General features: G+C 36.2%; 12 protein-coding genes and 2 pseudogenes. 4 read left to right on the forward strand and 10 right to left on the reverse strand.

The genetic code is table 11. From position 1 onward, the window contains the following. Positions 1 to 15: 15 nt before the first annotated feature. Positions 16 to 888, forward strand: a complete 873-nt coding sequence (locus tag MKX78_RS18155; protein ID WP_095372205.1) for a TetR/AcrR family transcriptional regulator — start codon at positions 16 to 18, stop codon at positions 886 to 888. Between the two features lie 78 nt (positions 889 to 966). Here MKX78_RS18155 and MKX78_RS18160 read toward each other — a convergent pair whose 3' ends face one another. The 4 genes from MKX78_RS18160 to MKX78_RS18175 form a co-directional block, all read right to left on the reverse strand. Further along, positions 967 to 2,223 (reverse strand): MFS transporter, encoded by a 1,257-nt coding sequence (locus tag MKX78_RS18160; RefSeq protein WP_341051795.1) that lies wholly within the window; start codon positions 2,221 to 2,223, stop codon positions 967 to 969. A 24-nt stretch (positions 2,224 to 2,247) separates the two neighbouring features. Beyond that, a complete protein-coding gene (locus MKX78_RS18165) occupies positions 2,248 to 2,481 on the reverse strand; it encodes a hypothetical protein (RefSeq protein ID WP_341051798.1) in 234 nt (77 codons plus the stop codon). 455 nt (positions 2,482 to 2,936) lie between these two features. Then, entirely contained in the window at positions 2,937 to 4,979 is a 2,043-nt protein-coding gene (locus MKX78_RS18170; RefSeq protein ID WP_307316711.1) for a catalase, read from the reverse strand. Between the two features lie 208 nt (positions 4,980 to 5,187). Continuing rightward, positions 5,188 to 7,125 (reverse strand): FUSC family protein, encoded by a 1,938-nt coding sequence (locus tag MKX78_RS18175; RefSeq protein ID WP_341051802.1) that lies wholly within the window; start codon positions 7,123 to 7,125, stop codon positions 5,188 to 5,190. 246 nt (positions 7,126 to 7,371) lie between these two features. On the opposite strand from MKX78_RS18175, the gene MKX78_RS18180 reads away from it, so the two are divergent. The 3 genes from MKX78_RS18180 to MKX78_RS18190 all read left to right on the forward strand — a co-directional run bounded on the left by MKX78_RS18180 (position 7,372) and on the right by MKX78_RS18190 (position 8,848). Next, positions 7,372 to 7,881 (forward strand): GNAT family N-acetyltransferase, encoded by a 510-nt coding sequence (locus tag MKX78_RS18180; RefSeq protein ID WP_341051804.1) that lies wholly within the window; start codon positions 7,372 to 7,374, stop codon positions 7,879 to 7,881. A gap of 156 nt (positions 7,882 to 8,037) precedes the next feature. Then, positions 8,038 to 8,394 (forward strand): DinB family protein, encoded by a 357-nt coding sequence (locus tag MKX78_RS18185; RefSeq protein ID WP_307316702.1) that lies wholly within the window; start codon positions 8,038 to 8,040, stop codon positions 8,392 to 8,394. Continuing rightward, positions 8,372 to 8,848, forward strand: a complete 477-nt coding sequence (locus tag MKX78_RS18190; RefSeq protein ID WP_095372199.1) for a GNAT family N-acetyltransferase — start codon at positions 8,372 to 8,374, stop codon at positions 8,846 to 8,848. The genes MKX78_RS18185 and MKX78_RS18190 overlap by 23 nt, the downstream gene beginning before the upstream one ends. Before the next feature lie 43 nt (positions 8,849 to 8,891). On the opposite strand, the gene ytvI is transcribed toward MKX78_RS18190, so the two are convergent. The 6 genes and pseudogenes from ytvI to MKX78_RS18215 all read right to left on the reverse strand — a co-directional run bounded on the left by ytvI (position 8,892) and on the right by MKX78_RS18215 (position 15,513). Continuing rightward, positions 8,892 to 10,022: a sporulation integral membrane protein YtvI gene (gene ytvI, locus MKX78_RS18195; protein WP_341051807.1), complete on the reverse strand. Its 1,131-nt coding sequence runs from the start codon at positions 10,020 to 10,022 to the stop codon at positions 8,892 to 8,894. Positions 10,023 to 10,445: 423 nt separating this feature from the next. Then, positions 10,446 to 11,312: a D-amino-acid transaminase gene (dat, locus tag MKX78_RS18200; RefSeq protein ID WP_341051810.1), complete on the reverse strand. Its 867-nt coding sequence runs from the start codon at positions 11,310 to 11,312 to the stop codon at positions 10,446 to 10,448. 91 nt (positions 11,313 to 11,403) lie between these two features. After that, positions 11,404 to 12,819 (reverse strand): dipeptidase PepV, encoded by a 1,416-nt coding sequence (gene pepV / locus MKX78_RS18205; protein WP_341051812.1) that lies wholly within the window; start codon positions 12,817 to 12,819, stop codon positions 11,404 to 11,406. Positions 12,820 to 13,049: 230 nt separating this feature from the next. After that, a pseudogene (locus MKX78_RS24525) lies at positions 13,050 to 13,871 on the reverse strand (glycine betaine ABC transporter substrate-binding protein); the annotation flags it as partial. Between the two features lie 62 nt (positions 13,872 to 13,933). Further along, positions 13,934 to 14,564: pseudogene (locus MKX78_RS24530) on the reverse strand (ABC transporter permease); the annotation flags it as partial. Next, positions 14,557 to 15,513 carry an ABC transporter ATP-binding protein gene (locus MKX78_RS18215; RefSeq protein ID WP_341051817.1) on the reverse strand — a complete coding sequence of 319 codons (957 nt, stop codon included), beginning with the start codon at positions 15,511 to 15,513 and terminating at the stop codon, positions 14,557 to 14,559. The gene MKX78_RS18215 and the pseudogene MKX78_RS24530, both read right to left, overlap by 8 nt. Between the last annotated feature and the right edge of the window lie 156 nt (positions 15,514 to 15,669).

The raw sequence follows: 15,669 nt of genomic DNA on the forward strand, positions 1-15,669 counted from the left end.
GGTGGGGAATACACGATGAATAACAAGAAGAAGAAAGTGGCAGATGCAGCATTGAAACTGTTTCAAGAAAAGGGAATTCAACAAACATCTGTACAAGATATTATTGATTCAGCAAATATTTCCAAAGGGACATTTTACAATTATTTCGCCACAAAAAATGATTGTATCGCTGAGATATTAGAGGATTTGCGCTATGAAGCAAGTCAAAGAAGAATTGCACTACAAGTGGGGAAAGATACAAAAGATAGAGACGTCTTTATAGATCAAATCTCCCTATTATACACACTACAAGAAGCCAGTAATCTTCATCGATTATTTGAAGCGATATTGCATTCCAATGAAAAGGATTTAAAGAAACTCGTTTTACAACATAGAGTGTACGATATGGAATGGTTAACTTTTAGAGTTATTGAGGTATTTGGAGAAGACACTAGAGATTATGCGTTTGAAGGAGTTGTCTTATTTACTGGAATGCTCCAACACCTTCTCTTTGTGAAAAGAATTACGAATAATGTTTATGATTTAAAACAACTTATTGATGTGACACTATCTTATTTAGAGATGATTTTACAAACGATGAAATCTAGTGGCGTTTCTCTTCTCAATTATTCAGCTATTAATCAGCTAAGAACTCATATAAATAAACGGATTATCAAAATTGAAGAAATTTTTGAGTTTGCTCAGCAATTGCAAGAACAGCACCAATTTGATGAAGATCAACAAGATTTATTTGATGCGATATTAACAGAATTAAAAGCAGACCGAATTCGTAAACCTGTTCTGTTACCTTTACTTAAACCTTTCCAAACCTCACTAGACAAGACAGAGATCGAACTACAAGCTCATACGTTTACAAATTTGATTTGGTACTATTTACAAACAAAATAAAAACAGCTTGGACAGTTTTGCTTTTATCTAAAATAACCACGAGCCAAATGAATTTGGTTCGTGGTTATTTATTTCCCATTAGCTATTTGCTTTTGCTAACTTTGGCCAGAAGACAATTGGTACTAAAATGAATGAAATCAATCCACCAACTATACTTAAAGTAGCATAACTAGAATGAGCAACAACCATGCCCGAAAGCAACCCACCTGTCGCACCAGATAGGGCAATAAACACATCGACTTTTCCCTGAATGTGAGCTCTGTTTTCATTGGTTGTTCCATCAACAATTAATGTCGTTCCACTGATTAAACCGAAGTTCCAGCCTAACCCTAATAAAGCTAAAGCTAAGATTAATCCAAATAAAGAATCCTCAGGCACACTAGCAGCGGTAATTCCAGATAACAATAATGTAACACCTGCAGCAATTGCAATAAAATATCTACCTAATCTATCAACTAGAACACCTGTAAATAGAGATGGTAAATACATCGCACCAATATGAACGCCAATTACCACTCCGATTGCTTGTAGTGTATGACCATGATGAAGCATATGAACAGGGGTCATCGTCATAATCGCTACCATAATTAACTGTGTTAAAATCATTACTGTTGCCCCAACAACGATATGATATTTATTTACATTTTTGGTAGCAATAACAGAATTACTCATTTGATTTTCTTCTTCAGCGACCCATTGCTTCGCTAAGATAAATGGATCTGGACGTAATAAAATAAACAATACAATCCCAGCAGCTATGTATGCAAGAGCAGATAATAAAAACGGGCCAGTTAAAGGAGGAATGGTTAATCGGCCTGCCACCTCCCCCATAATATTAACTAGATTGGGCCCTAATACTGCTCCAAATGTGGTCATAACCATTGTTAAACTTACTGCTTTTCCCCTTTGATTCTCATTAGCCAAATCACTGCCGGCATATCTCGCTTGTAAATTGGTTGCCGTACCTGCGCCGTAAAGGAATAAAAAAAAGAATAATAGAAAAATATTCTGTAATATAGCTGCCAAAACAACCCCTAATGCTCCTAGTCCACCTACAATAAAACCTATAGTAAGTCCAATTCTTCTGCCATAATGTTGAGAAGCTTTCCCTACTATAAAAGCAGTAACTGCTGATCCAATCGTGAATAAAGCTGTTGGCAAGCCTGCATATGAAGCCGTTCCTAATATATCCTCTGCTAATAACGCTCCTACCGTAATGCCTGCAGCCAAACCTGCTCCACCAAACAACTGAGAAATACTCACAACCGTTAAAGTTCTTTTATATAATCTCTCTCTCTCACTCTCACTATAACTCGATTGAATCGGTTCTCCCATTTCTTCCCCTCACTTTGTTAAATCTTATATTTCTTGATTTTGAAGTTTTATTAGTATTGTATCCTTAATAAACTGTCGGCAGCTTTCAGATAAAAGTGACTTATCCGGATGAATCATATCACCATATATGTTATTCCCTAGAATTCTCACTTCTCCTGCAAATGGTTTATCGGATTGTGCATCGTACCCTTGTAGGACAATATAAATAGATTGTCCCCTCCTCGCAAAATCAATGATAGACATTTGATGTTTACTCAATTTTATTCCATCCCCTCTGGTTATAACCATTATTGACTAGTTTACTCTATTTTTGGTAAATGGGAGCAATGATTTGATTATCATTCAGCTAGTAAAAGCTTTCATAACACCTTATTTTAAGGTATTCAACCATTTATTAATCTTCAAGCATAATAAGTAATACATGAGAGGAGTTGATTTTATAAAGGAGTTTTTATAATTGACCCTATTACGACGTTTAGATGGCACTAATCGTCTTTACTGGATCTAACAGACAAGAGAAGATAACGGATGATTTGATTAATAAAATTGAGGGTACAACTATTTCAAAAACAATACATCATAATCATTGAAGAAATTCTCTATAAAACAACTATGTATGATAGAAAAGATGATACATGTAGTTAAAAAATTTACTATTGAACGCAAAAAACAGAGACACCATTAGATGACGTCTCTGTTTTCCTTCTTAGTCATTATACTTGCGACCGATTCCAAAATCTGTGAGCGGACAAAGCATCAATTATTTGTTTCGCAAAATCATTACCTGATTGTTCTTCTAGTAAAATGCCTTCTTCACTAGGATAATCTAAATCTTTAATCCAATAGATGGCATCACCAGTAGCAGCGATTGGTTTGAAGTGTTGGTATGCTTCATCTATAAACAGCAATGCATCATGCTTAAAGGTTGCATCAACTTCATCACTACCAATGAGATACACACCATCAAATACCACTGAACTGTCACTAGCAAATGTATGTTTTGCTTGTAACTCTACTCCCCCACTCCCTCTAATTGTGCCAAGACGGTCACTTATAATACATGGGTTCACACCAGCTTCTTGCAAATCATTGATGATTGACTTTGCTTTTTCACCTTCAAACCCATCTGTAACAATGATTGCTAGTTTACGTGTAGCTGCGGAAAAGATTGTGTTTTGTTGACTTAGTGCAGGTGATGATTTCGCTGTAGTTGTCTCATTTTTATTCTCAACTGCATCTACACCCACTTTTTCAGCAATGCGATTAGCAAGATCACTATTTACGTGACTAAACATTTCGACTACACGCTCTTTTACAGCTTGGCTTTCCACTTTACTCAATTCGAATTGAAAAGCACTAATCGTATGTTCTTTTTCTATATCGCTCAAGCTATTCCAGTACAGTGTAGCTTGACTAAAGTGATCTTCAAAACTATCACTTCGTTCTCTAATTTTCCTACCTTCTACTTTTTCTTGATAGTGAGCATAACCACCTTCAGATTCTTCAACCGTATTCGGCGAACCATTTGCTAGGGTATTATTATGATAAGCAGCTTGTCCTGTATTAATCGTTTGGCGACCATAACCATCTCTTTGATTATTGTGGAAAGGGCAAACAGGTCTATTAATAGGTAGCTCATGGAAATTTGGACCACCTAAACGAATGAGTTGGGTATCTGTATAGGAAAACAATCTTGCTTGTAATAATGGATCATTCGTAAAATCAATACCAGGTACTACATTTCCAACTTGGAAGGCCACTTGTTCTGTTTCAGCAAACACATTGTCTACATTGCGATTCAGTGTCATTTTACCAATTTTACGAACAGGAATTTCTTCTTCTGGCCAAATCTTCGTTGGATCCAGAATATCGAAATCAAACGAAAATTCATCCTTCTCTTCTAAAATTTGCACACCAAGTTCGTATTCAGCATAGTCGCCTGCTTCGATAGACTCCCATAAATCACGGCGATTGAAATCAGGGTCTTTCCCTCCTAACTTTTGTGCCTCGTCCCAAACAAGGGAATGTGTGCCTAATACTGGTTTCCAGTGAAACTTAACAAAGTGACCTTCCCCTTTATCATTAACCAATCTAAATGTATGAACACCGAATCCTTCCATTGTTCGATAACTTCGCGGAATACCACGGTCACTCATCACCCACATCACCATATGGGCAGATTCCTGATTTTGCGAAACCCAATCCCAAAAAGTATCATGTGCAGAAGCCGCTTGTGGCATTTCATTATGCGGTTCAGGTTTCACTGCGTGAATTAAATCAGGAAATTTAATACCATCTTGGATAAAAAATACAGGAATATTATTACCTACTAGATCATAATTTCCTTCTTCTGTATAAAATTTTGTAGCAAATCCCCTGGCATCTCTCGGCGTATCAAGTGAACCACGCGAACCAACAACTGTTGAAAACCGGACAAAAACAGGCGTTGTCGTATGAGGATTAGTTAAAAATTTCGCTTTCGTGAATGCCTTCATTGAATCATCATAAACTTGAAACTCACCGTGAGCCCCAAATCCCCTAGCATGAACAACACGCTCAGGAATTCTTTCATGGTCAAAATGCGTTAACTTCTCACGTAAATGGAAATCCTCTAGTAATGTTGGACCTCTTGTACCAGCTTTTAAAGAATGTTCATCTTCTGAAAGTTTTACTCCTCCGTTTGTTGTTAAGTCTTTATCCTTATTGTCATTACTTCTAAAATTTTCAAGTTGTTTGTCTTTATCATTTTTAGACATAGTAATTCTCTCCTTTTATTATGTAATTATTTTTAAGGAATAGTTGTTTTTATTTACCCTCCATATTTTTTCTAAAACAAAAATAATCATTTTTTTAAAATAATAATTATAAAAAAGATGGAATCAACACATTGATTATTTTAAGCCAACGCCTATTTACAGGTTTCTTTTATGACATACTAGCGTTTTATCATAAAAAAAAAGCACCCTATGATGGATGCTTTTCTTCGTGCATTTGTAATGATCTTTGAAGATGAATCATGTCATTTTTCAAGTTAGATAAACCTTGCATTTTAGGAAAGGACAAATTTGCTGGAGCGTGCTCTCTGTAAGCTGCATTAGCTAAAGATTCATAAGAATACAAGAGTTGTGCTAAAGCCTCATCAGATAATTTCACTTGGTGCGCTTTCTCTTCTGCTGTTTTTTCAAGAAAATAGGTGATTTGCTCTAACCAAAAAACAACTGGCCAATAATAGGTTAATGCGCTGCGATCGATCGGGATCTCACCAGCTGCTGTATTATATACAGTCTTTAAGCCTTGAATATTTGTTTTCAATTTAGATAGTTCTCTTTCTGATTCATGACCATCTTTTGTATGGGTTGAAAACATTGTAAACATGAGCTGAGCTTGGCTACGAATTGTTTTTGAAATAAGGTGGGGTAGCCTACTAGAGGCTGAGCTTCTCCCAATAATTAAAACACCTAATAAACCAATGATACTGCCTATAAAAACATCAATTATTCTTGCTTGTGCGAAATAAGTAAAAGCAAAATCACCTGGCGTTACTGTTTCTGCCATCAACAGCGCATTAGGTGTAAAAAAGATTGCCGCTAATCCATAGTTTTTCACAATAAATAATTCTGTAATAAAGGTAAGTAAAAAGATTAATAAGGCAATGACAAGTCCAGTAGGGTGAAAACTAAGTATAAAGCTAGCGATTAAGATTCCCACTATTGTTCCAATTCCACGTTGAATTGCACGATGATAAGTGGCAACGACTGTTGCTCCAGACATGACAGCTACACAAGAAAGAGGTACCCAAAATGAACGTTCAAAATGAAATTGGTAAGCGATAATCCCTGCAATGATTGTCATAATTCCAATTCTCAAAGCAGACAGTAATACAATCGAGTTCTTATCAAATGAATGAAGTAAAGCTTTTCTAACAGTGGGCTTAGAAAGCTCTATTTCTTCTTTCACATGCGAAGATATATCTTCTGTATCCCAATCGAGGCGTTTAATAATTGCATATAATTGCTTATACTTGGCGTGCCAGCCTCTTACTTCATCTTCTTCGATTTCAATTATATCCAATCTATTTTTATCAACTGAATTCGATAAAACTTGAAGCTGTTCTATTAATTTTTGTGGTGGCGCTGTTCTTTCATTTAAAAAGTTTTTAATCACCTCTAGAAAAATGCGATTCAAATGATCATTTAACACATATAAACGATCATATCTCTTCTTCCTTCTAAGAGGTAGGTAGCCAGCAATTAAGATATCCTCGACATCATTTAAGGAGGACATGACTTTATATCTCTGTTCATCAAACTGCTCTGTACCAATGCTTTTTATCAAAATGGTTAATTCATTATAAGCCCTTTTAACGACATCTGTTTCAGGTCCAAAAGGATTCACAAACCAGCCTGCCATCGCAATCAACCATGACAGTGCACCACCTAAAAACACAAACCCAGCACGCTGAAACGCTAGCTCAGGCTCTGTAGGCATTCCAGAAGTCATTGCGAACACTAATACAAAAAAGATCGCACTTGGCCCGGTAAAGCGTAACGCTCCAAAGACAAACGTGGCCATTGCAGCAATTATACCCATAATGATTGCAACAGCAAGTGGAAACGGTGCAGCAATTGTCCCTAAGAAGGATGATAAAGTAATTCCTATGGCAACGAAAAATAGTTTTTTTGCTCTTTGGGCATAAGGGATATTAAATACATAAAGATAGGTAAACCCACCCATACCTGTTAATAAACCATACTCTAGCTCTCCAAAAAGGATACCAATAATAACTGGAAGACCTGCAGCTAATCCAGCTAGAAAAGCCTTTACCCGTGGAAAAGGTTTTTTGTTCACCTTTAGAGCTTGTTGAAGAAGGGATGCATTTCCTTTATCTGTATTTCCACTCATTTATAAAACCTCACTTAAAAACCTTAAAATAAAAACAATAAAGAGCATCTATTCACACTAGATGCCCATGTTCTATAGAACGTAAATAAATCCCTTTAAAAGGGAATTTCCTGACATATATATTAGTATAACATATTGCCAAAATACTTATGTGGCAATCCTCATGGTACATTTTCACTTTACTACTTGTATGAATATTTCGTATACTTTTATTGATTGTAGAAAAAGTAAGGAGTGTGGTTGCTGTTGAAAGTACACCAAGCGTTGTTAGCTGATGTAGATGATATTCTTACTTTGCAGAAAGGGATCGTTGAAGAAAATCAATTTTTCATTACTACAAACGAAGAATTTTTAGCAAATATAGATGAAGAAAGAAAAAGATTATCTGCAATCATCACAAATAGCAAAAAACACTCGGTTGTCTTTGTCGCTAAGTCTGATCAAAGAGTCGTTGGATGTATTATATTTCGCTCATCATCCATAGCCCGACTAGCTCATCATGGTAGTTTTAGTATATATGTTGACTCAAGCTATCGTAAAAAAGGCATTGGTATGCAATTATTGCAAACACTGATTAAATGGGCTGAAGAACATCCTGTCATTGAAAAATTATCTTTAGGAGTGTTTTCTACTAATTACCCTGCTATCCATCTTTATGAAAAAATGGGCTTTGTGGAAGAAGGACGAAAAATAAAAGATATTAAACTTAGTCATGATGTGTATGTTGACGATGTTTTAATGTACAAGATGGTTTAAAAATATTACGAGGTGATTCCGTTGATAAGACGTCTTACTGTTCTTTTGAATCAATTACACACGTATCGTGAGGAAGTGCTATCAATCCTCAAGAATGTATCTGCATAGCAAGCAGAAATCATTCCTGCCGGTTTCCGCAATAACATCAGATGACATATGGGGCATATTTACCTTGATCAGTTTTTATGGATACAATCGTTAACAAGAGAGGTTAGCATAGACTTATCAGCCTATCATTCATTCTTTGGTTTCGGTACAACACCAACTGATTTCAATGAATGCACCCCTTCTTATGAAGATCTTATCAGATTACTTCGTGACCAACCGACAGTTATTGAACAGCATTATGGTGATATCTTAAATCGCGAATATCAACCTATTGATATGGGTATGTGCACCATTGAGGATGTCCTCATCAGAACCATCTGTCCTGAGGGAATCCACATGCAAACAATCAATATAATTATCCGTTTAATTAAGGAAGGTTCCTATGACCAATATTCGAAAAATTAAGCAGAAAGATAACTTAAAGATTGCAGCAATTATAAAAGAAGCATTAGAGTCAGCCAATTTAGCTATTCCAGGAACGGCTTATTACGATCCTCAATTAGATTCGCTCCATCAATACTATGAAGAAACCCCAGGCTCAGCCTATTGGATTGTTGAAATGGAAAAAGAAATCATTGGAGGTATCGGCATTGCTCCTTTTGACTTAGACGAAGGAATATGTGAATTACAAAAACTATATGTATCACCTAAAGCTAAAGGACTGGGCTTATCCAAAAAGTTAATGGATACTGCGCTGACATTCGCAAAACAACATTATCAATATTGTTATTTAGAAACACACAATACACTAACAATTGCGGATCGCCTATACCAATCATATGGGTTTGAATTACTTCATGAGCCACTAAAAGGGTCAGAACATTCAGCTATGGATCGTTGGTACATAAAGCCACTGTAAATGAAAAAACGAACAAATTGTTCGTTTTTTCTATTTCACCAAACTAACCAGCTTTTTCATTCTTAAACCCATCTCTTATAAAGTAATAAATACTATGTGTAATCTTTATATCGTGAAGAATGATAAGCAATACAAGTGTGACTGGACCAATAAATAAGCCAAATGCTCCGAATAATTGGAGACCAACAAAAAGAGAGATTAACACAGCAACCGGATTTAAATCCATGCTGCTCGATAAAACTTTGGGCTCTAACAATTGTCTTACGACTAATGTCACACCATAAACAATGGCAATGCCAACCCCAAGTCTGACATCTCCTGTAATGAGAAGATAAACACTCCAAGGAATGAGGATTGTCCCTGTGCCTAAATAAGGTAGAAGTTCTGCGATACCTATAATAACCGCTAGTGTAAATATATTTTCTACTCGCAAAATAGCAAGACCAATGAAGACAATAATTCCTGTTGCGATCATTAGAATAAACTGCGCTCGTATAAAACCAAACAGTCGGTTTCTTATGGCAAAGTTAAACTCTTTTGCCTTCACTCTCATACGAAAAGGGAGGATTTTCCTAAAAAAACTTCTATATTGTCCCCAATCTTTTCCCATAAAGTAAATGCTTAATAAGAAAAAAATAAAGGCAACAAAAAAAGTAGGCAAGCTGAGTAGCAACTGAGATAACCAATCAACAACCCCTTGACCAATATCTCCTAAAATAGAACCAACCTGTGAACCAAGTTCCATTATTCCTTGCTTCATGGCCTGATTATTACCCGAACCAATTGAGTTAAATAACCCTGACGCATCTTGCCAAAAAGGTAAAATAACCGTATTAAAAAAGTGTTGCACATTAATAGAAGCGCCCTCTATCCAGTTAGGGATTTGCAAGAAAAAGGTTTTAAAATTGGCGATTAGTAAGAACAGTAGGCCAGTAATCATACCGCATATAACAAGAACACCGCCTAACAAGCCAACGAAGCTTGCCCATCCTGAAGAAAAGCGTAATTTACTTTGTAATAACCGAACAAGGGGCTGTAAAAACCAGGCAAATAAGGCAGCCAACCAGAAAGGATAGGTAAGGGTGAATGTTTTTATGACGAACCAGCCGACCAACACCAAAGTGAGTATAAGCACGCCAGCTCGTACAATCATCCAAGCATGACTTCTTTTCATAAAACATCCTCTTTTCATTCAATTCTACTGTTTATCATGTCATAATTATATACTAGTCCTCTGAAAGAACAAAAAGTCTACACTCGAAAACCATGAAAAATTTGGTGCGTTTTTTTGAAAAGTGCTGGATATTTAGAGATATTAAAGTTAGTAACTTTACAATAATGTCCTTGAAAGTGAAAAATTCCTTGAGCATCTCTATGCAGCTAAAGAAACAGCCCCACGCCCATTCTTCATACTCATGAAGACGATTAATGATTTGTGTGCAATCAAGAAAGGTATTAGCTGACTTTATTCATGAAAAGGCCCTACTAGCAATAAAAAAGCACCTCCACTTGTAGATACCGTCTAACAAGTGGGGTGCAGTTTTTGATATTACTTATCGTTAGAAAGAATTCTATCTTCCCTTTATATTGATAATCATTACACTGTCGTTGTTAATCTTCCGCATTCGCTTTCAATCGCTGCATCAAATAATCCTTGAATTCTCTTCGTTAAAACGCCAGGTACACCTTCACCTACTAGTTTTTCATTTATTTGAATAATAGGTGTAATTTCTGAAGTTGTGCTAGATAAAAATACTTCATCCGCTGTATTTAAATCATTTAACGAGAACGGCTCTTCCACTACCGGAATACCATCCTTTTCACAAACCTCAATCATTTTACGACGAGTGATGCCATTTAAAATCAGATTGGAAGCAGGATGTGTGTAAAGTGTTCCATCTTTAATAATAGAAATATTAGATGAGCTACCTTCTGTTACAACTTCGCCACGATGTTGAATCGCTTCATAACATCCTTTTGAGATAGCCTCTTGTTTAGCCATTACATTACCAAGTAAATTTAAGCTTTTAATATCGCAAAGTAACCAGCGAATATCTTCTTTTAATATGGCTTTGACACCATTTTCTAAATTCGCAAGCGGACGCGCTACTTCCTTCGTATAAGCCACAAATGAATGAGCTACATCAGAAGTAGGGTATGGATGATTACGTGGAGCTACTCCTCTTGAGAATTGCATATAAATCGTTCCATGCTCTAATGAATTTTTTGTTATTAATTGTGTTAACAGCTCTTTCATTTCTTTAACAGTATAAGTTAACTCCATGCCAATTTTTTTTGCGCTTAAAATAATTCGCTCCAAATGTTCTGTCGCTGTAAACATTTTGCTATTATAGACGCGAATGACTTCATACACTCCGTCACCAAATTGGTAACCACGGTCTTCAATATCAACATTTGCTTCCGATCTTTCAATGATATTGCCATTAAAAATGACATAATTCATGATAGAGCATCTCCTTCAACGATTTCATTTTTCCTTTAAAGTGCTAAACTTCAACGCTATCTTATCAAGGAAAACAGCATTTATCAATAGATTATTTTGTTAATTCGTATATTGCTTCTGCATAGATGGCTGTTGCTTTCAATAAATCTTCAATATACATATATTCATCTTTCTGATGGGCTACATCTTCTCTCCCAGGGAATAACGCACCAAAAGCTACTCCAGCTTTTAATGAACGCGCATAGGTTCCTCCACCTATCGAAAGTAATTCAGCTTCTTCCCCAGTCTGTTCTGTATACACTTTTTTTAATGTTTGAATGAGGAAAGAGTCACCATCTACGTGATGTGGTCTTGAATCATCTAGGTTTTCAAATAGCATCCCCAATGTTTGAGCTTTTTGTTCAATTTTCTTCAATGTAGATTCAATATCAGTAGTAACTGGATATCTCATATTTAAACCCAATCTACCTCCAGTTTGTTGTTTGTAATAGATTTTACCTACATTGATTGTCAAGTCTCCCGTGATATCGTCCGAGAAGGCAATACCTAACTGATTACCTCTAGAATCATTAGCAAAATGCTTCGCTATGAAACCGATAAATTGGTCTGCTTGTTGATCTAGCTTTAAACTTGAGAGAAAATCTGCTAATAATAGTCCGGCGTTTTTACCCAAATTCGGCTCCATCCCATGTGCAGATACACCTTCAAGCTCAAGAATAAGTTCACCATTGTCCATATAATATTTACCTTGAAGTTCTTTTTCCTTTAAGAAGTCAACATACATTTGTACAACTTCGGTTGGCTCATATTGAACCATAAGTGATGCTTTAGCATAGTCAGGAACCATATTATATCTTTTACCTGAATGGAGTGAGAGCACTTTTACTTGTGAGGAAGCGACACCACGAATAATTTCTTTTTGCACAAGGTCAAAGTCAGCAATCCCCTTTTCTGCATAAATAATAGGAAAATCTGCATCTGGGGCAAAACCTAAAGTTGGCATTTCTTCTACTTCAAAGTATCGATCCACACAACGCCAATCACTCTCTTCATCCGTACCAATAATCATCCTTACTCGCTTGTTCATATCCAGACCTAACTCTTTGACAATTTTCATTGCATAATACGCAGCCATTGTTGGTCCTTTATCATCAATCGCTCCACGAGCAAAGATTTTACCATCTCTTATTTCGGCACCATAAGGATCACTGGACCAGCCATCTCCCTCAGGAACAACATCGACATGACAAAGAATACCGAGTAACTCTTCACCTTGTCCAAACTCTAGGTGACCAGCAAGATTCTCAACATTTTTTGCTATAAATCCATCGGATTCACCTAAATTCAATAGATAGGTTAACGCTTCTTTTACCTCTTTACCGAGGGGTGCATCAGATGTGGCATTTTCCTCATCTAGCACACTTTTAATTTGCAATAACTTTTGTGTATCTTTAATTAAGTCGTCCTTCCTTTTCATAACTTCTTCTTGCCAATTAATATCACCCAATGTAAAAACCTCCTGCTATATGTAATCAACATCCTTCTCTTTTAAAAGGATTAATAAAGTAAGTGCTTTCATGGTTATTATAACACTACCCTTAAAAATATAACGATATGTACGGTATGTTTCTATTTCAAAGTCTACATCTTATATTCATTATTGATTATTTCTTTAATAAACGTTCAAAGTCCGAACAACACATCACATTGTTCGGACTTTCTTATCTTTCTTGTTCGCTACTGGATAACACCTTTCTCTTTTAAATATTCTTCTGCTACTTCTTTGGCACTTTTCCCATCAACATTCACTGCATAGTTCATTTTTCGCATCTCATCGTCTGTTATCTTCCCTGCCAACTGGTTGAGAGGATCAACAATTTCCGGATATTTCTCAATTGTTTCTTGTCTCAATAACGGTGCACCTTGATAAGGAGGAAATAGTGATTGATCATCTTCTAGAACAGTTAGTCCATACTCTTCTAACTCAGAATCAGTTGAGTAGGCATCAACAAGATTGATTTCACCATTTTCCAAAGCGGTATACCTTAATTTAGGCTCCATTGTCACCACTTCAGAAAAACTTAAGCCATACAACTCCTGAATACCGATGTAACCATCTTCTCGATCAGAGAATTCGAGTGTAAATCCTGGTTTCATCATGCTTTCAATTGCTTTTAAGTCGGATATTGTTTGAAGTTCATGTTCTTCGGCAAATTCATTAAGCACAGCTAATGCATAGGTATTATTATATTCCATTGGTTCTAATAGAACTAAATCGAATTCCTCTTGAATTCCTTCTTTCGCTTGTTCATAGACGGCTGTTTGGTCTGTGCTTACTGCTTCTTCCTTTAAAAACTCAGCAATCACTGTACCAGTGAATTCAGGATAAATATCAATACTACCGGAAGTTAAAGCTTTAAATACAAAAGAAGTCTTACCCAGTCCTGGCTGGAGCTCAACCGTTAAGTCTGTTTCTTCTTCAATCAATAATTTATACATATTGATAAGAATCTCAGGTTCTGATCCAAGTTTTCCGGCAATCTTCAAGTCTTTCTCTTGTTGAAAGATATAAGGAGACACCGTTACAAACAAGGCAATTATAGCTCCAATACTGACACCTACTAGCGCTTTCTTAAATGATAATTTCTGGAACCTTCTTAAAATAAAATCAAATAAAATAGCTAAAAGGGCCGCTGGAATAGCGCCAATTACAATTAGTGTAGAATCATTGCGGTCAATCCCTAGTAAAATAATATCTCCTAGGCCTCCTGCACCTATAAGTGCTGCTAGAGTTGCCGTTCCTATAATTAGAACCATACCTGTACGGATTCCAGCCATAATGACAGGTATCGCTAGAGGGAGTTCAACTTTCATCAACCGTTGTGCAGATTTCATTCCCATCGCACTGGCCGCCTCTTTTAAGGCTGGATCAACTTCTTTAATTCCTGTATATGTATTTCTTAAGATTGGTAAAAGAGCATAGGCAACTAAAGCAATAATAGCTGGGATCTTACCAATACCTAATAAGGGAATTAATAAGCCAAGTAAGGCTAAAGAAGGGATTGTTTGAATAACTGCCGCAATGCCAAGAATGGGTTCTGCTACCTTTTCATTCCTCGTTAAGATAACCCCTAATGGGATTGCAATAATCACGGCAAATAATAAACTAATAAACGAAATTTGCATATGCTCAATTAATGCACTGAGCAATTGGTCTTGTCTCTCTGATAAAACGTTTATAATTTCATTCATGCTCTCCACCCACATCTTTCGCTTGAGTGGCTAAAAACTGAATGACACTCTCCCTTGTAATCATCCCAACGATAACACCATTTTCTTCCACTGCTATTTTTTCATGTGTGACCAGTTGATCTAGCACTTGCTCTTTACTTATGTTTGACGTTACTGTTTCAGTGATTGATACATCGCTCGTATCAAAAGGAATCATCACATGATTAATGGCAAATCGATCAACTGTTTGGCCAGTTGAAGTGATGAACTCTTCAACAAATTGACTTTCAGGTTGATACCTCAGCTCTTCGGGTGTACCAATTTGGACCATTTTTCCTTCATTCATAATAGCAATGCGATCACCTAGCTTTAGCGCTTCTTTCATATCATGTGTCACAAAGACAATTGTTTTATTTATATTTCTCTTCATTAACAATAAATCATCTTGTAGCTTCACTCTCGTAATCGGATCAAGCGCACTAAATGGTTCGTCCATTAATATCACTTCAGGATTGGCAGCTAAAGCACGGGCGACACCTACTCTTTGTTGCTGACCACCAGATAGCTCAGCTGGCTTTCGGTTCCGATACGTACCTGCATCCAATCCCACTAAGTCTAATAATTCTGTCACACGTTGATGAATTTTGCTTTTTTTCCATTTTTTTAATTCTGGTACAATGGCTATATTCTCTTCTACTGTCATATGCGGAAAGAGAGCTATCTGTTGCAACACATAGCCGATGTCATAACGTAAATCATGAAGAGCATAATCACTAATATTCCTTTCATTTATTGTAATTGATCCACCACTTGTTTCTTCTAAGCGGTTAATCATCTTTAGTGTTGTTGTTTTACCACAGCCGCTTGGACCTATTAATACAAATAGTTCCCCTTTTTCTATGGAGAAATCCAAAGAAGTGACGACTTCTTTTTCTCCAAAAGCCTTAGACACACCAGCAAATGTAATCATGAGTTTCCTCCAACTAGATAATTTCAATCTATAATAACTTCCCTAACATTTCATTCTTTAAACCAATAAAAAAGTTTTTTCTTTTATTTTTTTGAATATTTAGAACATAAAACAGGCTCCTTTAGCCATATATATGATGTTAAAAAGAATGGAGGA

This window comes from Cytobacillus sp. FSL R5-0569 (assembly GCF_038007265.1).
GTDB lineage: Bacteria > Bacillota > Bacilli > Bacillales > Cytobacillaceae > Cytobacillus > Cytobacillus kochii.